General features: G+C 67.3%; 24 protein-coding genes. 10 read left to right on the top strand and 14 right to left on the bottom strand.

Annotation, left to right across the window (positions count from 1 at the left end; translation table 11 throughout):
- Positions 1 to 27: 27 nt before the first annotated feature.
- Positions 28 to 645, bottom strand: a complete 618-nt coding sequence (locus ACP15H_RS02610; protein WP_425064667.1) for a hypothetical protein — start codon at positions 643 to 645, stop codon at positions 28 to 30.
- Positions 646 to 784: 139 nt separating this feature from the next.
- Here ACP15H_RS02610 and ACP15H_RS02605 point away from each other — a divergent pair, with 139 nt between their 5' ends.
- On the top strand, positions 785 to 1069 hold the full coding sequence (locus ACP15H_RS02605) for a hypothetical protein (RefSeq protein WP_425064666.1): 285 nt from the start codon (positions 785 to 787) through the stop codon (positions 1067 to 1069).
- A 135-nt stretch (positions 1070 to 1204) separates the two neighbouring features.
- On the opposite strand, the gene ACP15H_RS02600 is transcribed toward ACP15H_RS02605, so the two are convergent.
- From ACP15H_RS02600 to ACP15H_RS02590, 3 genes are all read right to left on the bottom strand, one after another.
- Positions 1205 to 2716, bottom strand: coding sequence for a methyltransferase domain-containing protein (locus tag ACP15H_RS02600; RefSeq protein WP_425064665.1), 1512 nt, complete (start codon positions 2714 to 2716; stop codon positions 1205 to 1207).
- Between the two features lie 124 nt (positions 2717 to 2840).
- Positions 2841 to 6260: a trifunctional transcriptional regulator/proline dehydrogenase/L-glutamate gamma-semialdehyde dehydrogenase gene (putA, locus tag ACP15H_RS02595; RefSeq protein ID WP_425064664.1), complete on the bottom strand. Its 3420-nt coding sequence runs from the start codon at positions 6258 to 6260 to the stop codon at positions 2841 to 2843.
- 7 nt (positions 6261 to 6267) lie between these two features.
- A complete protein-coding gene (locus ACP15H_RS02590) occupies positions 6268 to 6672 on the bottom strand; it encodes a VOC family protein (protein WP_425064663.1) in 405 nt (134 codons plus the stop codon).
- A gap of 82 nt (positions 6673 to 6754) precedes the next feature.
- Here ACP15H_RS02590 and hrpB point away from each other — a divergent pair, with 82 nt between their 5' ends.
- The gene (gene hrpB / locus ACP15H_RS02585; RefSeq protein WP_425064662.1) at positions 6755 to 9223 is read left to right on the top strand and encodes an ATP-dependent helicase HrpB; all 2469 of its coding nucleotides are present in this window, start codon (positions 6755 to 6757) and stop codon (positions 9221 to 9223) included.
- A 3-nt stretch (positions 9224 to 9226) separates the two neighbouring features.
- Here hrpB and ACP15H_RS02580 read toward each other — a convergent pair whose 3' ends face one another.
- Positions 9227 to 9460, bottom strand: a complete 234-nt coding sequence (locus tag ACP15H_RS02580; RefSeq protein ID WP_425064661.1) for a DUF2798 domain-containing protein — start codon at positions 9458 to 9460, stop codon at positions 9227 to 9229.
- Positions 9461 to 9525: 65 nt separating this feature from the next.
- Here ACP15H_RS02580 and ACP15H_RS02575 point away from each other — a divergent pair, with 65 nt between their 5' ends.
- The 6 genes from ACP15H_RS02575 (at position 9526) to ACP15H_RS02550 (ending at position 16219) form a co-directional block, all read left to right on the top strand.
- A complete protein-coding gene (locus tag ACP15H_RS02575; protein WP_425064660.1) occupies positions 9526 to 10983 on the top strand; it encodes an amidase in 1458 nt (485 codons plus the stop codon).
- A 14-nt stretch (positions 10984 to 10997) separates the two neighbouring features.
- Complete coding sequence (locus tag ACP15H_RS02570; protein WP_422016020.1) at positions 10998 to 11525, top strand: adenine phosphoribosyltransferase; 528 nt, start codon at positions 10998 to 11000, stop codon at positions 11523 to 11525.
- A 181-nt stretch (positions 11526 to 11706) separates the two neighbouring features.
- A complete protein-coding gene (locus ACP15H_RS02565; protein ID WP_425064659.1) occupies positions 11707 to 12798 on the top strand; it encodes a M14 family metallopeptidase in 1092 nt (363 codons plus the stop codon).
- Positions 12795 to 14609: a patatin-like phospholipase family protein gene (locus tag ACP15H_RS02560; RefSeq protein WP_425064658.1), complete on the top strand. Its 1815-nt coding sequence runs from the start codon at positions 12795 to 12797 to the stop codon at positions 14607 to 14609. Before ACP15H_RS02565 ends, ACP15H_RS02560 begins: the two co-directional genes overlap by 4 nt.
- Positions 14610 to 14637: 28 nt before the next feature.
- The gene (locus tag ACP15H_RS02555) at positions 14638 to 15009 is read left to right on the top strand and encodes a nuclear transport factor 2 family protein (protein WP_425064657.1); all 372 of its coding nucleotides are present in this window, start codon (positions 14638 to 14640) and stop codon (positions 15007 to 15009) included.
- A 13-nt stretch (positions 15010 to 15022) separates the two neighbouring features.
- Positions 15023 to 16219: an MFS transporter gene (locus ACP15H_RS02550; protein WP_425064656.1), complete on the top strand. Its 1197-nt coding sequence runs from the start codon at positions 15023 to 15025 to the stop codon at positions 16217 to 16219.
- Here the strand turns inward: ACP15H_RS02550 and ACP15H_RS02545 are convergent.
- Positions 16216 to 16644 carry a DUF2000 family protein gene (locus tag ACP15H_RS02545; RefSeq protein WP_425064655.1) on the bottom strand — a complete coding sequence of 143 codons (429 nt, stop codon included), beginning with the start codon at positions 16642 to 16644 and terminating at the stop codon, positions 16216 to 16218. The two genes, ACP15H_RS02550 and ACP15H_RS02545, sit on opposite strands and share 4 nt — an antisense overlap.
- Before the next feature lie 29 nt (positions 16645 to 16673).
- Between ACP15H_RS02545 and ACP15H_RS02540 the strand changes: the two genes are divergently transcribed.
- Positions 16674 to 17477, top strand: a complete 804-nt coding sequence (locus tag ACP15H_RS02540) for an AraC family transcriptional regulator (protein WP_425064654.1) — start codon at positions 16674 to 16676, stop codon at positions 17475 to 17477.
- Here ACP15H_RS02540 and ACP15H_RS02535 read toward each other — a convergent pair.
- The 7 genes from ACP15H_RS02535 to ACP15H_RS02505 all read right to left on the bottom strand — a co-directional run bounded on the left by ACP15H_RS02535 (position 17474) and on the right by ACP15H_RS02505 (position 24362).
- Entirely contained in the window at positions 17474 to 18688 is a 1215-nt protein-coding gene (locus ACP15H_RS02535) for an FAD-dependent oxidoreductase (RefSeq protein WP_425064653.1), read from the bottom strand. The two genes, ACP15H_RS02540 and ACP15H_RS02535, sit on opposite strands and share 4 nt — an antisense overlap.
- An 85-nt stretch (positions 18689 to 18773) precedes the next feature.
- Entirely contained in the window at positions 18774 to 19598 is an 825-nt protein-coding gene (locus ACP15H_RS02530; protein WP_425064652.1) for an SDR family NAD(P)-dependent oxidoreductase, read from the bottom strand.
- Positions 19599 to 19688: 90 nt separating this feature from the next.
- Positions 19689 to 20117 (bottom strand): MaoC family dehydratase, encoded by a 429-nt coding sequence (locus ACP15H_RS02525; RefSeq protein ID WP_425064651.1) that lies wholly within the window; start codon positions 20115 to 20117, stop codon positions 19689 to 19691.
- Between the two features lie 11 nt (positions 20118 to 20128).
- On the bottom strand, positions 20129 to 20590 hold the full coding sequence (locus ACP15H_RS02520) for a MaoC family dehydratase N-terminal domain-containing protein (protein WP_425064650.1): 462 nt from the start codon (positions 20588 to 20590) through the stop codon (positions 20129 to 20131).
- A gap of 82 nt (positions 20591 to 20672) precedes the next feature.
- Positions 20673 to 21872: an acetyl-CoA acetyltransferase gene (locus ACP15H_RS02515; protein WP_425064649.1), complete on the bottom strand. Its 1200-nt coding sequence runs from the start codon at positions 21870 to 21872 to the stop codon at positions 20673 to 20675.
- Between the two features lie 81 nt (positions 21873 to 21953).
- The gene (locus tag ACP15H_RS02510; RefSeq protein ID WP_425064648.1) at positions 21954 to 23396 is read right to left on the bottom strand and encodes a hydroxymethylglutaryl-CoA synthase family protein; all 1443 of its coding nucleotides are present in this window, start codon (positions 23394 to 23396) and stop codon (positions 21954 to 21956) included.
- A 126-nt stretch (positions 23397 to 23522) separates the two neighbouring features.
- The gene (locus ACP15H_RS02505) at positions 23523 to 24362 is read right to left on the bottom strand and encodes an NUDIX hydrolase (RefSeq protein ID WP_425064647.1); all 840 of its coding nucleotides are present in this window, start codon (positions 24360 to 24362) and stop codon (positions 23523 to 23525) included.
- A gap of 106 nt (positions 24363 to 24468) precedes the next feature.
- Between ACP15H_RS02505 and ACP15H_RS02500 the strand changes: the two genes are divergently transcribed.
- The gene (locus tag ACP15H_RS02500; RefSeq protein WP_425064646.1) at positions 24469 to 25053 is read left to right on the top strand and encodes an HdeD family acid-resistance protein; all 585 of its coding nucleotides are present in this window, start codon (positions 24469 to 24471) and stop codon (positions 25051 to 25053) included.
- A gap of 3 nt (positions 25054 to 25056) precedes the next feature.
- Here ACP15H_RS02500 and ACP15H_RS02495 read toward each other — a convergent pair whose 3' ends face one another.
- The gene (locus tag ACP15H_RS02495) at positions 25057 to 26079 is read right to left on the bottom strand and encodes an NADP-dependent oxidoreductase (RefSeq protein WP_425064645.1); all 1023 of its coding nucleotides are present in this window, start codon (positions 26077 to 26079) and stop codon (positions 25057 to 25059) included.
- Between the last annotated feature and the right edge of the window lies 1 nt (position 26080).

Raw genomic sequence — 26080 nt, 5'->3', positions numbered from 1 at the left:
TACGCCACAAATGCAGGTGTGAAGAATTTACTCTATGTGTTTGAAATCCAATGATATTGCGGTCGGAGCGCTGACAACCTCGATGTCGCCTGTCCGCAGGATCGACGCCAGCGTGGTGCGCAGAACGGGCGCGAACGTGAGTTCCTCGCTGTTGGAGACCGGATGGCGGTCCGCCAGACCCTCGAGCGTTCGCCGGTACTTGAGGACCTTGAAGCGGCACCCGCTCAGTTCGAAGGTCCCGGATTCGAGGAGTTCGAGGGTCATCCGGGCCGCCATCTGGAGCGTTCCGTCGGCGCGCTTCATGTCGGCGCTGTAGCTGACCGGCTGGCCGCGCGCGAGATAGACCGTAGGCCCGATCGAATAGCTCCATTTGCGCGGACCGGTGGGCTCAGTCGAAAAGAGAGCCTCCACCGGAAACAGGGAATCGGCGCCGCGTGTCCTGAGATATATCGTCGGCGAATCGACAGTGAAAGTGGTGACCTCCCCGCCCCTCCGGAACACCTGCATCTGCTGGAGCCGCGTCGTGGACGCCTCGCCCGGCCGCCGGGTGGTGACCTCCGAGGCAAGAGCGAAGGGAATGTCGGTGTCGGTAAGGGCCGCACAATCGAGGGCGAACAGGCTTCCCGGCCACGAAGCGATGGCCATCAAGATCGCCAAGGACGGAAAGAGGCGCATGTGCCGCATCCTAGCCGTCGTTCGCCATGCATTGAAGACATCGCGCCCATGGCCTAATTTGCCCGCTGCACGTGGGCAGCGTTCATTGCCCGGGGGAGAGACTGAGCTGATGTCGGAACGTTCGATCGGTCGCTGGACGACCCTGCTCGCGGCTCCCTTGCTGGCCGCCACCCTGGGGGCCTGCACCGGGCCCGGCGCAAGCCAAGCCTATACCGGCCCCGGCTGGTACCTCGAACAGTCCTACATCATCGTTGGCGGTGGCCCCAAGGTCTTCGGCGGCCCCTTCACCTACGAGAAGTGCGAGGAAGAACGCATCAAGAAGGGACCGATCACCTCGCCCGAGATGCTCTGCGTGAATCATCCCGGCCCGCCCAAGAAGTACGGCCTCTACTAGCAGGTGCCGGCGGCGATCCGGACAGGGTGTCCGATCGGTGCTTAGGCTCGTCGACATCACCGAGGCATTTCGTGGTGCAGGGCAGCCTGCCCTACGGCCCTTGCCCCCTGTACCGGGTGCCGCACTGCGGGTTCTTCAAGAACCCCGTTGGAGTGCATCACATACATAGAGCATGGTCCTGACGTTGAAGTCGTCCTCGACCTGCACGCGGGTCTCGACGCGCCAGCCCTGGTTCTCAAGAAGCTTGGCAAGCGCGGCCTCGGAAAGGGAATTGGCCCAACCACGGACTTCGCGGTGAGCGCCTCGGCCGGGCAGGGAATGGCGGTAGCTGAGGAGCAACCTGGCTGCTGTTCGTCGTGCATTGCGCAACATCCGGCCAGGGTGCTTCAGATGTTCGAGCAGCCCGAACGAGGCAACGCAGTCGAACGTGCCGACCGGGAACATGCCGGCGTCGAAGTTCACGGGTTGGACGTCGGTGTGCCATGCCTTCAAATCGGCCGCGACGTAGCGGGCGGCAGGAGGCAGTCGCCCCTTTAGCGCCATCCGCCAGCCACAGCCAATGTCGAGGACGCTGGCGCCCTCTTCTATGAACGGGGTCGCGGCATCGAGGGTCCTTGCCCTGTCTTCGTAATCTTCAAGATAGGCGGCATACTTGCAATGCACGGAGTGAAGCTCGTGTGCTTTCTCCACTTCTTCACGCAGCTTGCGGCGGATGAGTTCGTTCGGCTCGAAGCCTGGACAGCTCGCATATACATATCTTTCCAGCGAATCCGGCGTCCCCGTTGCGTGAACATCCGTATGATGGTTTGCGCCCAGAGTTGCAGCAAACTGAGAGAATACCGAGCCCGTGCCGATGACGTGCTGCGATCGGACCAGCAAATTGAAGTCCAGGAAAGCCTTCTGGATGGCAGGCCTGTTATTCATGAAGCGACGGGTATCTACAAAGTATTCCGAACCGAACTTTTCCTGGAAATGGACGATGGTTTCCGGCGAGTCGGAAAAGTAGACAATGCGCTCATCCCTTTGCAGGGCTTCCTCGATGGCAGGATAGTAGAACTCGAAGGGCGCCGTCCTGCACACGACGTGGCTCAATGTCGTCGCGAGTTGCTCAGACAGCGAGCCGTCCCGGTCGAACCCCACCGCAAGATCGCTCTTCAGCCTCTGGGTGACATCGCCTCGGCGAACATGGATGGCCGTATAGCGGTCAGTCTTGATCCAGCGGCGCACATCGGCCAGGAACCGTTCGACGACGGGATTCAAGGGCAGGCAGGCGAACCGTTCCTGAAGGCGCCGGCGCATATATTCCGGATCGGCCGGTTCGTCACTGAAGAGGTACTCATGGGCGCCACTGCCGTGGACGATCGGATGCTCTTGAAGGAACTGGGACTTCAGGAAGCCGTGAGGCCGCATGGACTGGAACGCGGGGTCATCCAGCCGAAGACCTCCGTCCAGTTTTTCAATACTCCTTCCCTCCAGGAACAGAAGGTCGTCACCAAAACCCTTCTGGTAGAAAGACAAAAGGTCGAAGATCAATTTTGGGTTGTACTCGGCGTCGATTTCACTTTCGACCAGGCTCGCCGCCGGAGGAGGCCAGAATACGATGACACGACCGCCCACATGCTCGGCAAAGCGCCATGCGTGCAGCATCGCTTTAAGTCTCGCAATCAATCCATCGCTGCGCCTGACAGTGAATGTAGGACGGCTGACCACGGCAATCGGTCTCCCAGTGCACGCCGCCCACTTCTACTCGATTTCCATCGATGGCGAACCTCTAACCGATCGCCATCAGGCTGGCGTTGCCGCCGGCGGCGGCGGTGTTGACGCTGAGAGACACCTCGTCGAACAGAAGCGCGCGCGGATAGGGCGCGACATGGACCGGTACGATTCGGCCCGGCCGGTCGGCCATCCGGCGGATGATGTCCAAGAGCGCCCCTTCGCTGCCGGCGAACAGGACGGCCGCAATCTCCTCGGCTTCGCTCGAGGCGACGCGATTGCGCGTCGACTGCACCGGCACGTGCTGTGCCCTGAGTTCGGCCGGATCCGCAGCAACGCACAGGATCGTGCCCTTGGGACGAAGGGCGTAGACGTTGCGTTCGCCAACCGGCCCGGCGAGTTCGCCCGTCGCCCCCTCGGCGGCCGCTGCACTCGCCAGAAGGCGATGGACATAGAGCGGCCCGCCCGCCTTCGGCCCCGTGCCCGACAGGCCATGTCCGCCGAACGGCTGCACGCCGACGACGGCGCCGATCATGTTGCGGTTGACGTACTGGTTGCCGGCGGCACTCGCCGCCGTCGCCCGGTCGATCGTCTCGTCGATGCGGCTATGGACGCCGAAGGTCAAGCCGAAGCCGGTCGCGTTGACCGCACGGATCACCTCCTCCATCTCCTCGCGCCGATAGCGCACGACGTGAAGCACCGGGCCGAAGACTTCGCCCGGCAGGTCCGGGAGAGCGCCGATCTCGATCAGGGTCGGCGGCACAAACGTCCCTCGCGCCGCTTCGTCGGGAAGCGCCACCTGGTGGACGCGATGGCCGGCCCCGCGCATGCGCTCGACATGGTCGAGCAGGCGCTTCTGCGCCTCGACCGAGATGACGGGTCCGACATCGACCGAAAGCCGGTCCGGATTGCCGATCCCCAGCTCCGCCATCGCGCCCTGCAGCATCGGCACGACCTTGCCCGCGATGTCGTCCTGCAGGCAGAGCACGCGCAACGCCGAGCAGCGCTGGCCGGCCGAGTCGAACGCCGACGCGAGCACGTCGATCACCAGTTGCTCGGGCAGCGCGGAGGAATCCGCCACCAGCGCGTTCTGCCCGCCGGTCTCGGCGATCAGGGGCACCGGCCTGCCATCGGCGCCGAGACGGCGCGCCAGGGTGCGGTTGATCGATTGCGCGGCCTCGGTCGAACCGGTGAAGACCACGCCCGCCACCACCGGATCGGCGACCAGCCGCTTGCCGATCTCGCCATCGCCCGGCAGGAACTGCAACACCGCACGCGGGACGCCGGCCTCGTGCAGGATGTCCACCGCGAGAGCAGCGATCAGCGGCGTCTCTTCCGCCGGCTTGGCGATCACCCCATTGCCCGCCGCCAGCGCGCCCGCGACCTGTCCGGTGAAGATCGAGAGCGGAAAGTTCCACGGGCTGATGCAGGCCACGATGCCCAGCGGCCGGTGGGTCTCGTTGTCGAAGCCTTCGACGCAATTGGCGTAGTAGCGCAGGAAGTCGACGGCCTCGCGGACCTCGCCCACCGCATTGCCCAGCGTCTTGCCGGCCTCGCGCACGATCGACCCCAGCAGCGCCTGCAGGCGCTCCTCCAGGAGATCGGCCGCACGACGCAGGGTCGCCGCGCGCTCGGCCGGCGGCGCCGACCAGGGCACGGCCTTCGCGCAGGCTTCATCCACCAGATCCGGCATGGCGTCGACGACGGTGCCCACGACATCGCCCCCGTCGGCGGGATTGCGCAGCTCTCGCGCGGTGCCGTCGCGCGGACCGTCGGCCAGGGCCGGCCTTACGCGCAGCAGAGTCGAGGCGCCGGCCACCAGCTCACGCGCCAGCGAGGCCAGCACGCTTTCGTTGACCAGATCGAGACCTCGCGAATTGGCCCGCTGGGGCGCGAACAGATCGCGTGGCAGTGCGATGAGCGGATGCGGTGCGCCGATCGGCGATAGACTGCGGGCACGTTCGACCGGATCGGCCAGCAAACTGTCGATCGGCAGGTCGGGATCCGCGACCTGGTTCACGAAGGAGGTGTTGGCACCGTTCTCCAGGAGCCGGCGCACCAGATAGGCCAGCAGCGTCTCATGCGTGCCGACCGGCGCATAGATGCGACACGGCCGGTTGAGTTTTTCGCGCCCGACGACTTCCTCGTAGAGCGGCTCGCCCATGCCATGCAGGCACTGGAACTCGTACTGGCCGGCATAGAAGTTCTCGCCCGCCATCGCATGGATCGTCGCCAGCGTGAGCGCATTGTGCGTGGCGAATTGCGGAAACGCCGCATCGGGTGCCGCCAGCAGCTTGCGCGCACAGGCGAGGTACGAAACGTCGGTGTGGATCTTGCGCGTGAAGACCGGGAAGTCCTCCAGCCCGTCGACCTGCGCGCGCTTGATCTCGCTGTCCCAATAGGCCCCTTTGACCAGCCGGATCATCAGCCGGTGGCGGCTGCGACGGCCGAGATCGATCAGATGGTCGATCACGAAGGCGGCGCGTTTCTTGTAGGCCTGGACCACGAAGCCGATGCCGTTCCACCCTTCGAGCGCGGGCTCGAAGCAGAGCCGCTCCAAGAGGTCGAGCGAGATCTCCAGCCGATCCGCCTCTTCCGCATCGATGTTGAGGCCGATGTCGTAGCGGCGCGCCAGCACCGCGAGATCGCGCAGGCGCGGATAGAGTTCGGCATGCACCCGCTCGACCTGCGAACGGCTGTAGCGCGGATGCAGCGCCGAGAGTTTCAGCGAGATGCCGGCGCCCTCGTAGATGCCACGCCCGGCCGATGCCTTGCCGATGGCATGGATCGCCCGCTCGTAGGCCTGGCGGTAATGCTCGGCCTGGGCGGCCGTGATCGCCGCCTCGCCCAGCATGTCGTAGGAATAGCGGAAGCCCTCTTCCTCGAAGCGGCGGCCGTTGGCCAGCGCTTCCTCGATCGTCTGGCCGGCAACGAACTGTTCGCCCATAAGGCGCATCGCGATGTTCACGCCGCCCCGGATCAGCGGCTCGCCGCCTCGCGCGATCAGTCGCGTGAGCGCGGCCGACAGGCTGGTCTCGCTGCTGGTCGCGGTCAGCCGGCCGGTCAGCATCAGACCCCAGGTCGCGGCGTTGACGAACAGCGACGGGCTGCGTCCGAGATGGGCCCGCCAGTCGCCGCCGCCGATCTTGTCGCGGATCAGCGCGTCGCGCGTCTCGTCGTCGGGGATGCGCAGCAGCGCCTCCGCGAGGCACATCAGCGCGACGCCCTCCTGACTGGAGAGCGCATATTCGTGGATCAGCCCCTCGACGCCGCCCGACGGCACCTTGGCCCGCAACGCCTCGACCAGCCGCCGCGCCAGCCCACGCGCCTTGGCCGTCGCGGACGGGCTCAGGGTCGCGAGATCGAGCAGCGGCGGCACGCACTCGGGCTCCGGCCGGCGATAGGCCGCCGTGATGGCGGCGCGCAACGGCGACAGCGGTCGCAGCGAGCGGGCGAAGGCTTCGAACGGCGCGGTCATCGGGCGCCTACTTGTATGAAGAGACCTCGATCAGGTTGCCGTCGGGATCGCGGCAATAGACCGAGACGATCGTGCCCATCGCGCCACTCTTTTCACCCGGCCCCTCTTCGATCTCCACGCCACAGCTCCTGAAATGATCGGCCACCGCCTGTGGCGTCGCCTGCGTGAGAAAGCACAGATCGTCGCTGCCGGGCGCCACCGTCTTGCCGGTGAACCATTGCTTCTGTGTGGCGGTTTCAGGACGCAGGTTGATCTTCTGGCGGCCGAAGTGCATCGACGTGACGCGATGCCCGGGCCGCGGCTCCGTATCCTTGCGCGTCATGCCCAGCACGCGCTGGTACCAGGCGGCCGCGACTTCGACGTCGCGCACGTTCATGACGAGATGGTCCAGAGCCTCGACGACGACAGCCATTGCACGCTCCTCCAATTGACCCAGTCTCAGAGTGAACCCGCCCCTCCTTCCCGTCCATCCACCGGCGCGCTAACAGAGTTCGATGGAGCCACTTCCCGTCGACGAGGCGCTGCCGCGTCTCAAGGCCGCGCTGGTGGCCAGCAATGCCGCCGTGCTGGTGGCGCCGCCGGGCGCCGGCAAGACCACGCGCGTGCCGCTGGCGCTGCTCGACGCCCCCTGGCTCGGCGGACGAAAGATCGTGATGCAGGAGCCGCGACGGCTGGCCGCACGCGCCGCCGCCCGCCGCATGGCCGCAAGCCTGGGCGAAGCGGTCGGCGAGACCGTCGGCTATCGAGTCCGCTTCGACACCAAGGTCGGTCCGCACACCCGTATCGAGGTCGTCACCGACGGATTGTTCCTGCGACTGCTGCAGGACGATCCGTCGCTCGAGTCCGTGGCCTGCGTGATCTTCGACGAACTGCACGAGCGCGGTCTCGAAACCGACCTGTCCTTTGCGCTCGTGCGCGAGGCTCAGGCGGCGTTGCGCGAGGATCTGCGCGTGGTCGCCATGTCGGCGACGCTCGATCCCGGTCCGGTATCGGCACGGCTGGGCGGCGCTCCGGTGATCGAGAGTGCCGGCCGCATGTTTCCGGTCGACACGCGCTATCTCGATCGCGAGCCGGCCGGCCGTATCGAGGACAATGTCGCTGCCGCCGTGCGCCGCGCGCTGGCCGAGGAAACCGGCAGCGCCCTCGTCTTCCTGCCGGGCGTAGGCGAGATCCGCCGGGTCGAGGAGCGGCTGCAGGGCATCGGCGTAAACGTCGACGTTGCGCCGCTCTACGGCGACCTGTCGCCCGCCGACCAGGACCGCGCCATCGCGCCCTCGCCGCCGGGCCGGCGCAAAATCGTGCTGGCGACGTCGATCGCGGAGACCAGTCTCACCATCGAAGGCGTGCGCGTCGTGATCGACAGCGGCCAGATGCGCGTGCCGAAATTCTCGCCGCGCTCCGGCATGACCCGGCTCGAAACCGTGCGTGTCAGCCAGGCTTCGGCCGATCAGCGGCGCGGCCGCGCCGGCCGTCTCGAACCCGGCATCTGCTATCGCCTCTGGTCGGAACAGGCCCAGCGCGGATTGTTGCCCTTCACGCCGCCCGAGATCCTCGATGCCGACCTGGCACCGCTGGCCTTGGAGCTGGCGGCCTGGGGCACCAGCGATGCCGCGAGCCTGCCGTGGTTGACGCCGCCACCCGCCGCCTCGCTCGCGACGGCGCGCGCACTGCTGGCCGATCTCGGCGCCATCGACGGCGCCGGCGCGATCACCGCCCATGGCCGCGCCATGGTCCGCCTCGGCCAGCATCCGCGCATCGCTCATCTGGTGCTCAAGGGCCGCGAACTGGGTCAAGGCAAGGTCGCGGCGCTGCTGGCCGCGATCCTCGGCGAACGCGATTTCCTGCGCCTGCCGCCGGGCCAGCGCGACGCCGATCTGCGGCACCGGGTCGACATTGCGCTGAGCGGGCGACGCGACGGCACCTTGCGCCTGATACAGGAGGCGGCACGACGCCTGATGCCGCGCGGCGGCGGCGAGGAACGCGCCGACATCGCCATGACGGGACCGCTGCTGGCTCTGGCCTATCCCGACCGGATCGGCCGACGCCGCCCCGGCACGGCCGGCCGCTATCTCCTGTCGGGCGGCCGCGGTGCCGTGCTGCCCGAGGGCGATCCGATGGCCAACGAGGAGTTCCTCGTCGTCGCCGATCTCGACGGCTCGGCACAGGAATCGCGTATCTTCCTCGCCGCGCCCATTACGGTCGCGGAGATCGAGGAGCTCTACGCCGACCGCATCGTCGACGAGCAGCTCGTCCAGTGGAGCGCGCGCGACGGCGCGGTGCTGGCTCGGCGGCGACGACGGCTCGGTGCCCTCGCACTCGAGGACAAGCCGCTCGGCCGGCCCGATCCCGACAAGGTGCAGGCCGCCATGCTCGACGGCGTGCGCCAGCTCGGACTGGCTGCCTTGCCCTGGAGCGACGATCTCGTGCGCTGGCGCGAGCGCATCGGCTTCCTGCGCCGCCATGCCGGCGAGGACTGGCCCGACCTGTCCGACGCAACCCTGCTCGCGTCACTGACGCACTGGCTCGGCCCTTCCCTCGACGGCGTGTCGCGCAAGGATCATCTCGCCCGCATCGATCTCGCCGCGGCGCTCAAGGCGTTGGTCCCGTGGGACAAGCAGCGCGAGGTCGATCGGCTCGTGCCCACGCACGTCGAAGTGCCGAGCGGATCGCGGGTGGCCATCGACTATGCCAATCCCGACGAGCCGACGCTGTCGGTGCGCCTGCAGGAGATGTTCGGACTCACCGAGACGCCACGCATTGCCGGCGGCAAGGTGCCGCTCACCATCCACCTGCTCTCGCCGGCGCGCCGGCCAGTCCAGGTGACGCGCGATCTCGCGAGCTTCTGGGCCAATGGATACAAAGCCGTGAAATCCGAACTCAAGGGCCGTTACCCGCGCCACTATTGGCCCGACGATCCGCTGGTCGCCGAACCCACGGCGAGGGCGCGGCCTCGACCGCCGTAAGCGCTACCGCGTCTCGATCAGGGATGACAGCAGGCGCCGCATCAGCGGCATCAGGAACAGCATCGTCGGAAAGGCGACCATCCAGGACGCCATCCACGATTCCATCCAGCGCGCGGTCATGCCCGGTTCGAGCCCCATCGCCCGGAAGGTGGCAATTCCGGAAACGATGAAGGTCATGACGAAGGTCAGCGCCAACGGCATGGCGATGTGCATCGTTCGGGCGGGGAGTTTCTTCACGGCGGGCCGGACAATATGGTACGGGCTTGGACCTCGTCCATCCCCGTTGCGGAAGCCCTCCTCCCATGTCCCTCGCCCTCCCGTTCCAGACCGCCAAGCAGCTCGCCGCTGCGGTCCGGAAGAAGAAGATCGGCTGCCTCGAACTGCTCGACCTCTACCTGAAGCGGGTCGAGGCCTATAACCCCGAACTCAACGCCATCATCGCGACCGACATCGAGGGCGCCCGCAAGCGTGCCAAGGCGGCGGACCGCGCGGTCAAGGCCGGCAAGAAGCTGGGGCCGCTGCACGGCGTGCCGATGACGATCAAGGAATCCTTCGACGTCGCGGGCTTCCCCACCACCTGGGGCGATCCTGCCTTCAAGGATACGGTCGCGACCCAGAATTCGCTGGTCACGCAGCGCATGATGGATGCCGGCGTCACGCTGTTCGGCAAGACCAACGTGCCGCTGAACCTCGCCGACTGGCAGAGCTACAACGAGGTCTACGGCTCGACCAACAATCCCTGGGATCTCGGGCGGACGCCCGGCGGCTCCTCGGGCGGGTCGGGTGCGGCGCTGGCCGCCGGCCTCACCGGCATCGAGGCGGGCAGCGACATCGGCGCCTCGATCCGCAATCCCGCCCATTACTGCGGCGTGTGGGGCCACAAGCCGAGCTGGGGCGTGGTCTCGCCGAAGGGCCATGCGTTGGCCGGGGCCGTTGCCTACGGCGATATCGGCGTGGTCGGACCGCTGGCCCGCGGCGCGGAGGATCTCGAAATCGCACTCACGGCAATGGCCGGTCCCGATGCGATCGACGGCCGTGGCTGGACGCTCACCCTGCCGCGTTCGAAGAAGACCAAGCTGCGCGACTTCAAGGTCGCGGTGCTGCTGACCGACCCGAACGCCGAGGTCGACGATTCGGTCCAGGAGCAGATCTCCAGGCTCGCGTCGTTCCTCGCCAAGAACAAGGTCAAGGTGAACGACAAGGCGCGGCCGGAGATCGACACGGTCGAGCTGAACGACGTCTACATCCGCCTGCTGCGGGCGGCGACCTCGGGCCGCATGAGCGACGCTGTCCACGAGCAGGCCGTCAAGGACGCGGCCAGCCTGCCCGCCTCCGACATGAGCTACTTCGCCCAGATGCAGCGGGGCAATTCGCTGTCGCATCGTGCCTGGCTGGGGCTGAACGAGAAGCGCCACAGGATGCGGCTCGCCTGGGATGCGTTCTTCCAGGACTACGACCTGATGCTCTGCCCGGTCGCCGTGACCGCGGCCTTCCCGCACGACCAGGCGGGCCTGCGCCACAAGCGCACGATCGTCGTAAACAACAAGCAGGTGCCGGTGGTCGACCAGATCTTCTGGGCGGGCTACTCGGGCGTCACCTGGCTGCCCTCGACCGCCGCCCCGATCGGCCAGAGCAAGGAAGGCCTGCCGATCGGCGTGCAGATCATCGGCCGTCAGTATGGCGACTACGAGTGCATCCAGTTCGCCAAGCTGCTCGAAAAGGAATATCGCGGCTTCGTGCCGCCGCCGGCCTATAGCTGAGCTCAGGAGCCAGAATGTCCAAGGATATCGACCTCAAGAAGCACATTCGCTCGATCCCCGACTTTCCCAAGCCGGGTATCCTGTTCTACGACATCTCGACGCTGCTGGCGCATGCCAAGGCCTGGCATACGGCCATCGAACGGCTCGCCGACCTGATCCGCCCGCACAAGCCCGACATGCTGGCGGGAATCGAATCGCGCGGCTTCCTGCTGGCCGCGCCGCTCGCGCTCGCGCTCGGCACCGGCTTCGTGATGATGCGCAAGCAGGGCAAGCTGCCCGGCACGACGGTGCGTCACACCTATGCGCTGGAGTACGGAACCGACACGATCGAGATCCAGCAGGATGCCGTGCACAAGGGCGCGCGGGTCGTGCTGGTCGACGATCTGCTGGCAACCGGCGGGACCATGTCGGCCGCCGTGAACCTGCTGGAAACCGTCGGCGCCGTGGTGCCCGCGACCGCCGTCATCATCGAGCTCACCTTCCTCGAAGGCCGCAAGAGACTGACACCGCCGGTCGAAACGCTGCTGCAGTACGACAGCTAGAGACCTCATCCTGAGGAGCCGCGCAAAGCGCGGCGTCTCGAAGGATGGGCAACAGACGTGGTGCTCGTTCCCACCCTTCGAGACGCGGTCCTGCGGACCGCTCCTCAGGGTGAGGCATTGTTGTCCGACATGCTTTCCGCCCCGCCGACAAACCGGCTACGATGCCGGCCGGAGGAAATGCATGTTCTCAGTGTCCGAGTGCTTCTCTGATACCTATGCCGAGGCGCGCGCGAAGTTCTGCGGCGCCGCCGCCGAGGCCGGGGGCGCGCTGCGGTCCTGGCTCAATCCGAAGGCGCGCGGTCCCAACGGCGAGAGACTCTTCCTCGACACGGCGCGCTTCGGGCCGGCCGACGCCGCGAACATGCTGGTGCTGATCGCCGGCACGCACGGCGTCGAGGGCCATTGCGGATCGGGGGCCGAGATCGCGTGGATGCGCTCGGGTGGCGCCGCGAAGCTGCCGGCAGATACCGGCGCGCTGCTGATCCATGCGCTCAATCCCTATGGCTTCGCGTGGACGCGCCGCGTCACCGAGGACAATGTCGATCTCAATCGCAACTTCGTCGATCACGACAAGGGCTATCCGAAGAACGACGGCTATCTCGAGATTGCCGACGCCGTTTTGCCGGTCGAGTGGAACGACGCGAGCGCCGCCGAGACCGAACGCGTGTTCGCGGCCTATGCCCAGAAGCACGGCGCCTTCGGCCTGCAGAGCGCGATCAGCGGCGGCCAGTACACGCACTCCGACGGGATCTTCTTCGGCGGCAACACGCCCAGCTGGAGCAATCGCACGATCCGCGCCATCGCCCGCGAGGAGCTGTCGCGGGCCAGGCGAGTCGGCATCATCGATTTCCATACCGGCCTCGGCCCGTTCGGCCATGGCGAACTGATCTGCGCGGTGTCGCCCGCCGCGAAGTCGTTCGGCCGCGCCAAGGCCTGGTACGGCGACGAGATGACCTCGCCCGAAGGCGGCACCTCGACCTCGGCGGTGGTCGTGGGCGTCATGACCGATGCCTTCCCGCAGGAACTTCCCGATGCCGAGGTGACGCCCGTCGCGCTGGAATACGGCACCTACACGGTCCCGGAAGTGCTGAACGCGGTGCGCGCCGACAACTGGCTGCATCATCGCGGCGACCTCGGCTCGGCGCAGGGCCGCGCCCTGAAGGCGGACATGAAGGAGCGCTTCTTCCCGGCCGGCGACAAATGGCGGGAGATGGTGTGGACGCGCGCCGACCAGACGATCGGCTGGGCGCTGAAGGGCATGACCGGGGGATGAGCCTCGCCGTGCCGAGCGAGGATACCGCCCGGCTGCGTCTGCAGAAGGTATTGCAGCAGACCCCGCTGTTCGCCGACCTCGCCCCCGACGCCCTGGCCGCCGTCGAACACCAGTTGACCCTGCTGGTGCTGCCGGGCGGCGCGCCGCTGTTCCGCCAGGGCGAACCGGCGGACGCCGTCTATGTCGTGACGAGCGGCTCCCTCGGGGTCTTCCGTCATTACGAGCCCGGCGATGCGCGCGAGCCCCTGCTGATCGCCGAGATCCCGCCGGGCAATCTCGTCGGCGAGATGTCGCTGCTGTCGCAGGGCAAGCGCACGCGCAGCGTGGCGGCACTGCGCGACAGCGAGGTCTGGCGGCTGCCGCAGACCAGTTTCCACGCCCTCACCTCGAACCATCCCGAGGTGCTGCCGGCGCTGATGCGCAGCGTCGTGGCGCGCAATGCGCAGGACGCGGGCGGCGAGCGCCGGCAGTCGCGCACCTTCGCGCTGCTGCCGAGCGGCCCCGACGTACCCTCGGCGCGGTTCGCGGTGATGCTGGCCAATGCGCTGGGCCGCCTCGGCACCCAGGTGCAGATGCTGGGTTCCGAATCGCTCGACCAGGAGCCCGAGTGGTTCGCGCGCTGCGAGATGGAATCGTCGTTCGTGCTCTACCGCGCCGATCCGACCCTGACGCCGTGGACCGAGCTCTGCCTGCGCCAGGCCGATTGCCTGGTCGTGATGCGCAACGCCGACAACGACGCGCCGACCCGGGTGCCGTTCGAGATCGAGACGGCGCAGAGCGGCGCGGTGTTCCACCGGCGGCGCGAGCTGGTGCTGCTGCACGAAGGTCACGATCCCAAGGCGGGTTCGACCGCGCCGCTGCTGGCGGGCGGCCTCTACGGCAACCACCATCACGTCCGGCTCGACATCCATGCCGATATCGACCGGCTGGCCCGCACCCTCACCGGTCATGCCGTGGGCGTGGTCATGGCCGGCGGCGGCGCGCGCGCCTTCACGCATATCGGGGTGGTCAAGGCGCTGCGCGAGTGCGGCGTGCCGATCGACCTAGTGGGCGGCACCAGCATGGGGGCGATCGTCGCGGCCGGCGTCGCCTCGCGCTGGAACGACCAGGAACTCGACGCGCGCTTCCGCCGCGCCTTCGTCGACAACAATCCGCTCAGCGATTACACGGTGCCGCTGATCTCGCTGTTTGGCGGCCGCCGGGTCACGCGCCTCTTGCGCATGGCGTTCGGCGAGAAGGACATCGAGGATCTGATCCTCCCCTATTACTGCATGACCGCGAACCTCACGACCTCCCGGGCCGACATCCATACGGTCGGGCGGCTGTGGCGATGGCTGCGCGCGTCGGTGTCGATTCCCGGCGTGATGCCGCCCTTCAACGAAGCCGGCGAAGTCCATGTCGATGGCGGCGTCATCGACAATTTCCCCGTGCGCGCGATGCAGCGGCTGGGTCGCGGCCTCACCATCGGCGTCGACATCGACACCGGCGGCGCGCTGTCCGCCGGCGAGGGCGTCATGGAGCCCTGGTCGGCGTGGCAGTTCTTCCGGCGCCTGGTCTGGAAGCGCAACGAGATGCTGCCCATCCCCTCGATCGTGCGCATCCTGCTGCGCTCGGCGCTGGTCGCCAGCACCTCGCGCGCGGCCGAGGATCGCGCCGCTGCGGATCTGCTGATCGTGCCGCCGATGACCCATATCGATCTGCTCGATTGGACGAGCTTCGACGCGGCGATCGAACTCGGCTATCGCACGACGATGGAAGGTCTCGAAAAGGCCCGCACCTTGCCGGTTGGCGCGCGTCTCTTCGTATCGTGAGGAACGAACAGACAGGGGAAGAAACGTCATGGCGGACGATTCGACGGCACGGCATCTGGCGACCCTGCAGGAGCTCAACCACCATTATGTGCGCTCGGTCGGCGAAGCCGATGTCGAATGGTTCGACCGGCATCTGTCGGACGATTTCCACAATACCAATCCCGACGGGACGCTGATCGAGCGTGCGGCGTTCCTGGCGCAGATCGGCCGCGGCTCGGCGGTGAAGGACCTGCGCGAGCACGACGTGAAGATCCGCCTGCTGGGCTCCTTTGCCATCATCCATGCGCGGACCAGCTACACGAAGCCCGACGGCAGCCCGGGCGGCGGCTGGTACACCGACGACTGGCAGCTGCGGCCGGAGGGCTGGCGCTGCGTTTCGGCCCACGTCAGCCGGTCGTAAACGTGCGCCCACCATGTCGCTGAACACGGCTGCGGACACATCGCCGGCCGCCTGGCGCGTCGTCTTCGCCTGCTTCGTGACGGCCGTCTTCGCCTGGGGCTTCGGCTTCTATGCCCACGGCATCTACCTCGTCGAACTGCAGCGCGCCCGCGGCTGGTCGACGGGATTCATCTCGTCGGTCGTGACCGCGCACTATCTGCTGGGCGCCCTGCTGCTGCCGCGAATTGCCGAAGCGATCGGCCGGTTCGGGCCGCGCGCCGTGTTCCTGGCCGGCCTCACCACCACCACGGCCGCGCTGATGCTGCTCCCGTCGGTCACCGAGCCCTGGCAACTGGTCCTGCTCTACGTCGTGATGGCGCCGGGCTGGAACGCCACCAGCGTGGCGCCGATCGCCGCCACCGTCGGGCAATGGTTCGATCGCAAGCGCGGCCTCGCGCTCAATCTCGCGCTGAGCGGCGCCACCCTCGCCGGCCTCGTCGTCACACCCGTCCTGCTGGCCGCCATTCCGGCGCTGGGCTTCGCGAAGGCCGAGCGGCTGCTGCTGGCTGGCGGCATCGTGCTGGCCGCGGGTGCCGTCGCGTTGTTCGTTCGGAGGGGACCCCTGTCGCCCAGGCCGACGACGGTGCGGCTCAATCGGCTGGCGCCGCTGCGGGAGTGGCATTTCTGGAGCATCGCCGCGCCCTTCGCCCTCGTGCTGACGTCGCAGGTCGGCTTCCTTACCCATCTCGTGCCGCTCGTGACGTCCCGCGCGGCCGCCAGCGGCGCTGCGATCGATCCGGCCCTTGCCGTCGGCATCAACGCCGTGACGGCCCTGGTCGGTCGGATCGTCCTGGGTCTGGTCATCGACCGCCTCGAGCCGCGCCGCGCCTCGGTGATCTGCTTCGTCGTGCAGGCCGGCGCCATCGCCGTGCTCGAACATGTCGAGACGCCGTTCGCAGTGTACGGCGCCTGCGCCGCCTATGGCCTCGCCGTGGGCAATATCATCACCCTGGCGCCGATGATCGTGCAGCGCGAATTCACAGCCGATCGGTTCCCCGCGATCGTCGCCCTTTCCACAGCCGTCATGCAGACCCTCTACGCCTTCGGGCCGGGGCTGCTGGGCGTTCTGCGCGACGCCTCCGGCGGGTACGGCGTGCCGCTGGCGGTCTGCATGGGGCTCAACCTCGCCGCCTCGGCCCTCATCCTGATGCGCAGGCGGCGCCCGGCCTAAGCCAGGAACTTCAGCCCGTTCACCACCTTGTCGATGGCCTTGCGCGGCCCGTGCACGCCGATGCCGACAAAATCCATCGCATCGACCGGGGCCGCGGCGACGGCGGCACGATTGTCGGCGTCGTTGGTCGTGGTGAACATCGGCTCGATGTAGATCGCGGGCACCAGCTCGCGCGACAGCGCCCGCTGGTGCGTCCGCCGCAGCTCCTCCAGGGTCGCGCCATAGACGAACACCGGCTCGCGGATCAGGGCCGTGTAGGCCCGGCCGCTTCCGTCGCGATAGGGCTCGCCCATCAGATGGGCGTGGGTGCCGGCGAGGCCTCCCGCCAGGAAGGCCGCGACATTGGCCACCTGCCAGGCGGCCAGATCCTTGCGCAGCACGAGGGCTGTCTTGGTTTCATAGATCATGCCGCCGATATGGGGCATGGTGGTCCCACCGTCTTGAACGTTCGTGCATGACCGCCGACCAGATCCGCCTCGACCGCCCGGCCTCGGGCCTGCAGCGCCTCGAAGCGTGCTTCGGCGGCCATGCCTACGATCTGCATCGCCACGAGACCTACGGAGTCGGCCTCACCCTCTACGGCGTGCAGCAGTTCCACTATCGCGGCAGCCTGAGGACCAGCCAGGCGCGGCAGGTGCTGGTGCTGCATCCCGACGAGCCGCATGACGGCCACGCCGGCGAGGGCGGCGCCTTCGCCTATCGCATGCTCTATCTCGATCCCGCGTCGATCTCCCAGGCCCTCGACGGCGCCAGCCCGCCCCATGTGGCGGAGGCCGTCGCGCACGATGCGGCGACCGCGCGGGTCATCGAGGAGGCCTTCGTCGATTTTCCGCAGCCGCTCGAGCCGCTCGCGATCGACGCCACGATCGGCCGCCTCGCCGACCTCCTGGCGCGGCGCGGCGATGGCGGACCTCGCCGGGGACGCGGCAGCGTCGCCCTTCGCGCCGCGCGGCTGGCCCGCGATTTCCTGATGGCCGAATCCCACCGGGTCGTCGGTTCCGACGAGCTGGAGAGGGTCAGCGGCCTCGACCGCTTCACCCTCGCCCGTCACTTCCGAACCGCCTTCGGCACGTCGCCGCATCGTTTCCAGGTCGGCCGGCGGCTGATGCGGGCGCAGGCCCTGATCGTCGAGGGCATCGCCCTCTCGGAAGCCGCCGCCGCCGCGGGCTTCGCCGACCAGAGTCATCTCACGCGGCATTTCTCCGCCCGCTTCGGCGTCACGCCGGGCCGCTGGGCCGCCCTGTCGCGACGAAGCTAGAGCGGATAGCGGCCGTCGGCGTCGAGAGTGTCGGCCGACCGCCAGCCCTGACGCAGGCCGGCCAGAGCGCCGGTCATCATCCGCCGGCCCACGGCTGTCCGGCAGGCGTGATGCAGGGCGAGATCGCGCGGGATGGCGAGCAGATCGAGGTGCGACTGGAAGAACGGCGTCAGCAGGTGACTGGCGGTCCCGTAGAAACGGTTGGGCGGGCCGCGCCGCGCGGCGAACAGGTCCATCGCCTGGGACAGATCGCCCGCCTCGGCGAGGCAGCGGCCCAGCGCATGGGCGTCGAGCAGGCCGAGATTGGCCCCCTGGCCGAGCTGCGGGCTGGTGCCGTGGGCGGCATCGCCGATGAACAGGACCGGGCCCTCGTTCCCGCGCGGCAGGGAGACGTGCCGGTAGGTCGCGCGCGCGAAATCGCCGGCGTCGACGGCACGCTCGATGATCGAGGCCGCGTCCGGCCAGAGCGCCAGCGCCTCGTGCCGCATCGCCTCGAGATCGAGCGGCTGGTCGGCCTCGAGCACCGGCGTGGGCAGGCTCCAGAACATCGTGAGCCTGTCGGGTGCGACCGGGAGGACGCCCATCATCGACGATGTGCCGGCAAAGCGCTGCCGCAGGAGGCCCATGGCGCCGAAGGCGTGGGTGTCGGGGATGGTCGTCCAGATGCACCCCCAGGGGTAGAGCGGCGCGCGGGCCCGCGGAAACACGCGGTGCCGCAGCGCCGAGTGCGCCCCGTCGGCGACCACCAGGAGATCGAAGGGACCGTGCCGGCCGGCCTTCCGGTCGAGCGCGACCGCCCGGGCGCCGTCGCGCTCGACGTCGACGATTTCGACGCCGGTGACCATCCGGGCGGCCGACCGGGTCAGGCGGCGATTCAGCAGGTCGAACAGGACCGACCGCCGGATGCCCAGGCCGAAGGTCGCGGGATGGAGGTCGCCGTAGGCGAGGTCGATGACCCGGACACCCCACTGGTTCTCGCCCAGCAGCCCGTCGATCCGGGCGCCGGCGGCCAGGGCGTCCGGCTCGAGTCCGAGGGCGCGCAGCACCGAAAGCCCGGTGGGCTGCAGCAGCAGGCCGGCCCCGACCGGATGCGGCTGCTCGAAGCGCTCCAGCACGGTGACGGCATGTCCGGCATCGGCAAGAAAGCTTGCGGCGGCTTGTCCGGCAATGCCGCAGCCTACGATACCGATCTCAAGAGACCTCAACGCCATCCACCCTCGTAGCTCCGGTACCCCATACAACGAAAAAAGGTGGCCTGCAGGCCACCCTTTCGATCCGTCTGTGGGCGAGCGGCGCTCAGAGGCCGCCGTTCACGACGAGGCACTGCCCGCTGACATAGTCACTATCGGGGCTGCAGAAAAGATAAACCGAACCGGCCGCCTCCTCCGGCAGGCCGCCACGGCCCAGCGGAATCATCTGGTTCATGGCAGCAATCCGGCCGCCCTGGACGCCGATCTTGACCTTGCGGCCCTGGACCTCGATCTCGCCGGACTCGCCCTGGCTAAGCGGCTTGGTGAGGCGGGTCTGGATGTAGCCGAAGGCCACGGCGTTCACGGTGACGTCGTAGCGGCCGAACTCCTTGGCCAGCGTCTTGGTCAGGCCGACGATGCCCGCCTTGCCCGCCGCATAATTCGACTGGCCGGCATTGCCGTTGACGCCCGAGGTCGAGGAGATGTTCACGACCTTGCGCACGATGCGCTTGCCCTCGGCCCGCTCCTTCTCGACGGCATCCTTGAAGTACTTTTGGAAAGCGCGCAGGACACGGAACGGCGCCGTCAGATGGACGTCGAGGATGGCGTACCACTGCTCGTCGGTCATCTTCTGGATGACCGAGTCCCAGGTGTAGCCGGCATTGTTCACGACGACGTGACAGTCGCCGAACGCGTCGACGGCCGCTTTCACGATGCGGTCGCCGAAGTCGGGCTTGGAAACGTCGCCGTTGCAGGCGACCGCCCGGCCGCCCGCCTTGATGATCTCGGCGACGGTCTCCTCCGCCGGCGCGTCGTCGATGTCGTTGATCACCACGCTGGCGCCGTCGCGCACCAGACGCAGCGCGATCTCCTTGCCGATGCCGCGTCCCGACCCGGTGACGATCGCCACCTTTCCGTCCATCTGACCCATGTCTGTCTCCTGTTGCTTGCATGGGAGCGCGCCACTCCAGTGGCGCATCATCCTCAAGAGCGCCACTGGAGTGGCGCGCTCCTCCGAACCCTAGCTCAACGCAACCGTGGCGGTGCCCTGAAGCGTGTCCTGGCCGTTCTGGTTCGTGCACTTGACCTCGAGATCGACCAGCGTCTCGCCGTCCTTCTCGCGCTTGCCCGTGACCTTGCCCGAAACGGTGATGACGTCGCCCACCCAGGTGATCGAGGTGAAGCGCGTGCCGAGGCTGCGGACCTGCTTCTGCGGCACCCAGGAGGTGACGAGGCGACCGAGGAAGGCCATCGACAGCATGCCGTGGGCGAACACGTCCTTGAAACCGAACTTCTTGGCGAAGTCGAGATCGACGTGGATAGGATTGTGGTCGCCGGAGCCGCCGCAGTAGAGGGCGAGCTGGTGGCGGCTGATCGGCGGCAGCACCAGCGGCTTGAGTTCGTCGCCGACCTTGACGTCGGCAAATTTCGGAGCGGTCGCAGTAGCCATGAGTGCCTCCCTTACTTCTTCGCCGCGTCGGGGTTGCGCACGACGGTGACGCCGCGGCCCTTGGCCAGCAGCTTGCCCGCCTGGTCTTTCATCTCCATTTCCTGGACGACGAACCACAGGGCGCCGCCCTTCTTGTCGTAGATGTCGACGACCTTCTCCTGGCAGGTGACGACGTCGCCCACCACGACCGGCGCGTAGTATTCGAAGTGCTGCTCGCCGTGCAGGATCAGGCCGATATCGACGTTGAGCAGGCGCAGGAGCCCGCCCTTGTTGGGATCGTCGGCCTGCAGGGCGCGCAGGAAGGTGAGCGGCGCGGTGATACCGCGATAGCCGGCCGCCTTCGCTGCGGCTTCGTCGGAATAGATCGGGTCTTCCTCGCCGATGGCCTTGCAGAACAGCTTGATCTTGCCCGCCTCGACGGTGGCGGTGAACGGCGCGAATTCGTGGCCGATGAGCTTCTTGTCGAGCTCCATGAAGGTCTCCTCCTGATCCGGTGCAAAGAAAAGCCCTCTCCCCGACTGCCTTGAGCCAGAGAGAGGGCTTCGCGATTCGTGACTACTCGTAGCGGCCGACGATGGCCACGCTGGCGATGTTCTCGCGCGGGGCGCCGCCGAGATTGTGCGTCATGCCGATGCGCGGGTCCTTGAGCTGGCGTGCGCCGGCCTTGCCCTGGATCTGCAGGTACATCTCGTAGAGCATGCGCAGGCCCGAGGCGCCGATCGGATGGCCGAAGCACTTGAGGCCGCCATCGATCTGGCAGGGGATCTTGCCGTCGGCGTCGTAGAAGCCGTCGAGCACGTCCTTCCAGCCCTTGCCGGTCTCGGAGATGTGCAGGTCTTCCATGGTCACCAGCTCGGTGACCGAGAAGCAGTCATGGACTTCGAACATCGACACTTCGTCGCGCGGGCTCTTGATCCCGGCCTCTTCATAGGCCTTTTTCGAGGCGATGCGGGTCGTGTGGAAGTAGCTGCCGTCCCACGAATTGTGGCCCGACTCCGAACCGTTCGAGACCGAGAGCTGCAGCGCCTTGACGCTGACGATGTCCTTCTTGCCGAGCGCCTTGGCGATCTCCGGTGTCGTCACGATGGCCGCGGCCGCGCCGTCCGACACGCCGCAGCAGTCGAACAGGCCGAGCGGCGAGGCGATCATCGGCGCGTTGAGGATGGTGTCCATCTCGACGGCCTTCTGGAGATGGGCCTTCGGGTTCTTGGCGCCGTTCTGGTGGCTCTTCCACGAGACGTGGCCGATCGCCCTCTTGAGGTCCTCGCCGGAAACGCCGTGCGCGGTCATGTAGGCGGTGGCGAGCTGGGCGAAGTTGCCCGGCGCGGTGCCGTTGGCGTTCCACAGGACCTGCAGCGGGCCGCCGCGGCCGCCGGGAAGGCCGCCGTAGCCGGTGTCCTTCAGCTTCTCGACGCCCAGCGCCAGGGCAAAGTCGGCGGCGCCGGAGGCGACGGCGTAGCAAGCGCCGCGGAAGGCCTCAGTGCCCGACGCGCACATGTTCTCGACGTGCGTCACGGGAATGTTCGGCAGGCGCAGCGTCATCGACAGCGGAATGCCGGACTTGCCGACATGGACCTCATCGATGGCGGTCGAGAACCAGGCCGCCTGGAGCTGGTTCTGGTCGATGCCCGCGTCCTTCAGGCATTCCTTGTAGGCTTCGAGCATCAGCTCTTCGGCGCCGCTGTCCCAGCGTTCGCCGAACTTCGAGCAGCCCATGCCGAGAATAGCGACCTTGTCCTTGATACCACGAGCCATTGCAGGTCTCCTTGGTGGTGAGGTTGAACTCTTTGAACTAACGAAACTCTTGAACCGGGAAGGCGAGCCGAGCCGACAGGCTCAGACCGGGGTCGCCTTCCAGAAGTAACGCTTGAAGCCACCGCGCATCTGGTCGTTGTCGCGCATGCGGAAGGTCATGCGCATCTTGGCGCCGACCTTCACCTGATCCTTGTCGCTGTCCGTGAAGTCGGCCATGAACCGCCCGCCCTCGGGGAAGGTGATCATGCCGTAATACGCCGGCGGGTCCGGCGAATAGGTGAGCGAGTCGGCGGTGAACGACATCACCGAACATTCCAGTCCGGCCATCGCATAGGGATCCTGGCTGTCCATCGCATGGCAGTTCGGATTGACGCAGACCTGGCTGCGCGGGAACTGCACGGTGCCGCACACCTTGCACTTGCCGCCGACCAGCCCGTAGATCATGTCGCGCTTGCGCCACAGGACCGACAGCGCGGTCTTCTTGTCGAACTCCGCGCGCATGCCCTTGTCGATCGGCAGCATCTCGTTGAAGGCGAGGAACTTCATGTAGTTCTTCTCTTCCTTCCGGCGCGCCATCCAGCCCGACAGGCCCTTGCGCGCGGGAAGCTTGTCCTTCTCGGCCGTGACCTCGAACACCAGGACGTCGACTCCCTGGCCGAAGGCCACGACCATGATCTTGTCGCCCGCCTTGGCGCCTTCGAGCGCGTCGACCAGCATGACCAGCGCATGGGCCGCACCGGTGTCGCCCAGCGTCGCGCCGAGCAGGTCGCGCACCGCGCCCTCGCCGATGCCCACCATCTTGGCCATCTGCTTCGGCACCGCCGGCATCAGGCTCGGCATGATGAAGTGGGTGATGTCCGAGCCGTTGAGCTTGCAGGCGGCAAGAGCGGCCTTGATCGCCGGCGGCACGATCTTCGAATAGCCCTCGTCGCGGATCCAGCGCTCTTCCCAGCCATAGTCGAAGTCCGACTCGTCGCCGCGGAAGTGATCGACGAAATCCATCGACACCGAATGATGGCCGACCAGCTTGGCGATCACGTTCTCGGTGCCGCACAGCAGCGCCGCGGCGCCGTCGCCATAGTTCAGCTCGTTCGACGAGGCGACGCGGGCCATCCGCTTGTCGGCGGCGGCGACCAGGGTCGGCGCGCCCTCCTTCGAGGCGTTGAGGCCGGCGATCAGGGCCGAGGTGCCGGCCTTCAGGGAGCCGCCGATATCCGTGGCCGAGAGGTTCTGCTCGACGTTCAGCGCCGTGCCGATCACGCCGGCATTCTGGCGATCCTTGAACGGATGCGTGGTCGAGGCGAAGTAGATGTTGCGGACGTCCTCGGCCTTGTGGCTGGTCAGGCAGTCGCGCGACGCCTCGACCGCCATGGTGATCGAATCCTCGTCCCAGTTGGCCATCGAGCGCTCGCCCTTGGCGAGGCCGCGCAGGCCGGCGGCGAACCACTTGTTGGCGTCATAGACGGCCTGACGGTTGAGACGAAGGCGCGGCACATAAGCGCCATAGGCCACGATTCCGACCATCGTACTTGTTCCTCCACCTGATCCGACCGAAGTCGGTTTATGAACGAGCGTTTATGGCGTCGCTCTTAGCGCGCTCGCCCCCTGTCGGGCGAGCCGCTTTTCTCCACCGCGGCGCATTCCGCGAAATTATCTTCCGGTCTGCGGAACCCCGCCGCTGGCCGGCATCTCGCGGATCAAATTGCGATACCCGGCGCCCTCGGGGATATGCAGGAACTTCTTGCCGTCCTTCTCTTCGACCCAGGGCTGCACGGTGACGATCTTGCGCGCGCTGGCGGCCGCGATCGCACCGGCGACCGTCTTGCCCTCGGCCAGCAGCTCGAGGTTCTTGGTCGTGGCGTGGACCAGCGTCCGCTTGCCGGCTTTCGCCTCCTCGATCGCTTCCTGAGGCCCGATCCAGACCGAGTCCGTCGACTCCGATCCGTCGTGCAGGGCGATCTGGTCCTCCGGCGCCTCGGCCAGGAAGAACCAGGTGTCGAAGCGCTTGGGCACGAAGGTCGGCGTGATCCAGTGCGCGTAGGGCGTCATCAGCTCGGTCGCGATCTCCAGGTCCTCGGCCTCGACCATGTCGACGATGCTGGCCTCGTCCTTGGCGAGCTTGGCGCGCCAGCGCTCCTCGATGCCCTTGAGGTCGGCCGCCCCGATCAGGGCGCGCTGGCCGCGCTTGCGGGCGAGCAGGACGCCGCATTCCTCGAAGGCCTCGCGCACGCCGGCGACGCGGAACTTGAGTTCGGCATCGTCGATCTTGTCGGCGCCGCCGCAGCGCGCCCGCAGCGACGCGGCGCCGTCGGCCTCCTCCAGCTTGCCGCCGGGAAACACGAGCGCGCCCGAGAAGGAATCGATCTGGTGATGGCGCACCACCATGAACACTTCGAGCGGCGATCCGGCATCGCCCGGCTGGGACGGGCGCAGCAGCAGCACGGTGGTAGCGGGCCGCGGCGCGGCGCCCTCTTTCTTGGGTTCGGTCATCTTTTCCTGCATTCCTGTGACACTGAAGCTTCCCATACAACCAGCGACAGTGCCATTGGGCGGGTGTATCCTGACATTGTCCATTCCGCTCTGAAGGAGCAACGCCATGACAATGTCCACCAACACTCCGCTTCCTCCCAACCTCGCGGAAGGCCTCAAGGTCCTGCGCGCCAAGTGGGGATGGATCGTAGCGCTGGGCGTCGTGTTCCTGATCGCCGGCTTCATCGCGCTGGGCAGCGCCGTGGCCGCGACCGCCTCCGCGGTGATGATCGTCGGCATCATGATGATCATGGGCGGCGTCGCGGAAATCGTCGCGGCCTTCAGCGTCAAGGGCTGGGGCAAGTTCATCGTCTGGATGCTGCTCGGCGCGCTCTATGTCGGCGCCGGCGTCATCGCCATCGGCAACCCCTTCGCGGCGGCCACCATCCTCACCCTGATGCTGGGCGCGGCCCTCGTGGCCGGCGGCGTGCTGCGCATCTTCCTCGCGTTCAGCATGAAGTCGGCCGGCAAGCCGTGGGGATGGGTCGTGGTCTCCGGCCTCGTCACGCTGCTGCTGGGCGCCATGATCATCGCCCAGTGGCCGGCCTCCAGCTTCTTCGTGCTGGGCATCTTCCTCGGCATCGACCTGATCTTCATCGGGTCGGGCTGGGTAACGATGGGGCTGGCCCTGAAGAACCGCCCCGTCGCCTGAGGCCTACTTCCGGGTCGGATCCTCGGCGACCTGCACCAGCAGCTTGCCGAAGTTCCGGCCCTTCAGGAGGCCGATGAAGGCCTCGGGCGCGTTTTCGATGCCCTTCACGATATCCTCGCGATACTTGATCTTGCCGGCCTTCACCGCCGCCGGCACTTCCTTCCAGAAGTCGGCCATCTGGCCGAAGTGATCGGAGACGATGAACCCGGTCACGGTGGCGCGCTTGATCAGCAGCAGGCGCCAGTCGGGGCCGGGATTCATCTGCATCTCGTTGTACTGCGAGATCAGGCCACAGAGCGGCACGCGCGCGAAGTCGTTGAGCTGCGGCACGACCGCCGCCTGCACCGCCCCGCCGACATTCTCGAAATAGATGTCGATGCCCTTGGGCGCCGCGGCGCGCAGCTCCTTGAACAGGTTGCCGCCGGCCGCGCGATAGTCGACGCAGGCATCGAACCCCAGCTCGTTCACGACATAGTCGCACTTCTCCTTGCCGCCGGCGATGCCGACCGCGCGGCAGCCCTTGAGCTTGGCGAGCTGGCCGACCACCGAGCCGACGGCGCCGGACGCCGCCGACACGACCACGGTCTCCCCCGCCTTGGGCTTGCCGATCTCCATCAGGCCCCACCACGCCGTCATGCCCGGCATGCCCAGCACCGACAGCGCGGTCGAGAGCGGCGCGGCGTCCGGATCGAGCTTCATCGACATGTCGCCGGTCGAGACGGCGTAGCTCTGCCAGCCGGCATACTCGACGACATAGTCGCCTTCCTTGAAGCGCGGGTTCTTGGACTTCACGACCTGGCCCACCGTGCCGCCGACCATCGCGTCGCCGAGATTGACGTTCGACGCATAGCCCTTCGTCTCGGCCATGCGGCCGCGCATGTAGGGATCGAGCGACAGCCAGATCGTGCGCGACAGATATTCGCCGTCCTTGGGCTCGGGGATCGGCTGGTCGACGACGTCGAAATTGGCGAGTGTCGGTTCGCCCTGCGGACGCGACTTCAGCAGCACGCGACGATTGGTGGCCATG

This window comes from Reyranella sp., assembly GCF_965249915.1.
Lineage (GTDB): Bacteria > Pseudomonadota > Alphaproteobacteria > Reyranellales > Reyranellaceae > Reyranella.
The sequence above is the reverse complement of the archived record's forward strand: the minus strand, read 5'-3'. Positions and strand labels throughout refer to the sequence as shown.

What these genes read in the sequence shown, in the direction of transcription:
- ACP15H_RS02610 (WP_425064667.1), bottom strand. Translation starts at nt 645, where the DNA reads ATGGCCATCGCTTCGTGGCCGGGAAGCCTGTTCGCCCTCGATTGTGCG.
- ACP15H_RS02605 (WP_425064666.1), top strand. Translation starts at nt 785, where the DNA reads ATGTCGGAACGTTCGATCGGTCGCTGGACGACCCTGCTCGCGGCTCCC.
- ACP15H_RS02600 (WP_425064665.1), bottom strand. Translation starts at nt 2,716, where the DNA reads ATGCTGCACGCATGGCGCTTTGCCGAGCATGTGGGCGGTCGTGTCATC.
- putA (WP_425064664.1), bottom strand. Translation starts at nt 6,260, where the DNA reads ATGACCGCGCCGTTCGAAGCCTTCGCCCGCTCGCTGCGACCGCTGTCG.
- ACP15H_RS02590 (WP_425064663.1), bottom strand. Translation starts at nt 6,672, where the DNA reads ATGGCTGTCGTCGTCGAGGCTCTGGACCATCTCGTCATGAACGTGCGC.
- hrpB (WP_425064662.1), top strand. Translation starts at nt 6,755, where the DNA reads ATGGAGCCACTTCCCGTCGACGAGGCGCTGCCGCGTCTCAAGGCCGCG.
- ACP15H_RS02575 (WP_425064660.1), top strand. Translation starts at nt 9,526, where the DNA reads ATGTCCCTCGCCCTCCCGTTCCAGACCGCCAAGCAGCTCGCCGCTGCG.
- ACP15H_RS02570 (WP_422016020.1), top strand. Translation starts at nt 10,998, where the DNA reads ATGTCCAAGGATATCGACCTCAAGAAGCACATTCGCTCGATCCCCGAC.
- ACP15H_RS02565 (WP_425064659.1), top strand. Translation starts at nt 11,707, where the DNA reads ATGTTCTCAGTGTCCGAGTGCTTCTCTGATACCTATGCCGAGGCGCGC.
- ACP15H_RS02560 (WP_425064658.1), top strand. Translation starts at nt 12,795, where the DNA reads ATGAGCCTCGCCGTGCCGAGCGAGGATACCGCCCGGCTGCGTCTGCAG.
- ACP15H_RS02555 (WP_425064657.1), top strand. Translation starts at nt 14,638, where the DNA reads ATGGCGGACGATTCGACGGCACGGCATCTGGCGACCCTGCAGGAGCTC.
- ACP15H_RS02550 (WP_425064656.1), top strand. Translation starts at nt 15,023, where the DNA reads ATGTCGCTGAACACGGCTGCGGACACATCGCCGGCCGCCTGGCGCGTC.
- ACP15H_RS02545 (WP_425064655.1), bottom strand. Translation starts at nt 16,644, where the DNA reads ATGCCCCATATCGGCGGCATGATCTATGAAACCAAGACAGCCCTCGTG.
- ACP15H_RS02540 (WP_425064654.1), top strand. Translation starts at nt 16,674, where the DNA reads ATGACCGCCGACCAGATCCGCCTCGACCGCCCGGCCTCGGGCCTGCAG.
- ACP15H_RS02535 (WP_425064653.1), bottom strand. Translation starts at nt 18,688, where the DNA reads ATGGCGTTGAGGTCTCTTGAGATCGGTATCGTAGGCTGCGGCATTGCC.
- ACP15H_RS02530 (WP_425064652.1), bottom strand. Translation starts at nt 19,598, where the DNA reads ATGGGTCAGATGGACGGAAAGGTGGCGATCGTCACCGGGTCGGGACGC.
- ACP15H_RS02525 (WP_425064651.1), bottom strand. Translation starts at nt 20,117, where the DNA reads ATGGCTACTGCGACCGCTCCGAAATTTGCCGACGTCAAGGTCGGCGAC.
- ACP15H_RS02520 (WP_425064650.1), bottom strand. Translation starts at nt 20,590, where the DNA reads ATGGAGCTCGACAAGAAGCTCATCGGCCACGAATTCGCGCCGTTCACC.
- ACP15H_RS02515 (WP_425064649.1), bottom strand. Translation starts at nt 21,872, where the DNA reads ATGGCTCGTGGTATCAAGGACAAGGTCGCTATTCTCGGCATGGGCTGC.
- ACP15H_RS02510 (WP_425064648.1), bottom strand. Translation starts at nt 23,396, where the DNA reads ATGGTCGGAATCGTGGCCTATGGCGCTTATGTGCCGCGCCTTCGTCTC.
- ACP15H_RS02505 (WP_425064647.1), bottom strand. Translation starts at nt 24,362, where the DNA reads ATGACCGAACCCAAGAAAGAGGGCGCCGCGCCGCGGCCCGCTACCACC.
- ACP15H_RS02500 (WP_425064646.1), top strand. Translation starts at nt 24,469, where the DNA reads ATGACAATGTCCACCAACACTCCGCTTCCTCCCAACCTCGCGGAAGGC.
- ACP15H_RS02495 (WP_425064645.1), bottom strand. Translation starts at nt 26,079, where the DNA reads ATGGCCACCAATCGTCGCGTGCTGCTGAAGTCGCGTCCGCAGGGCGAA.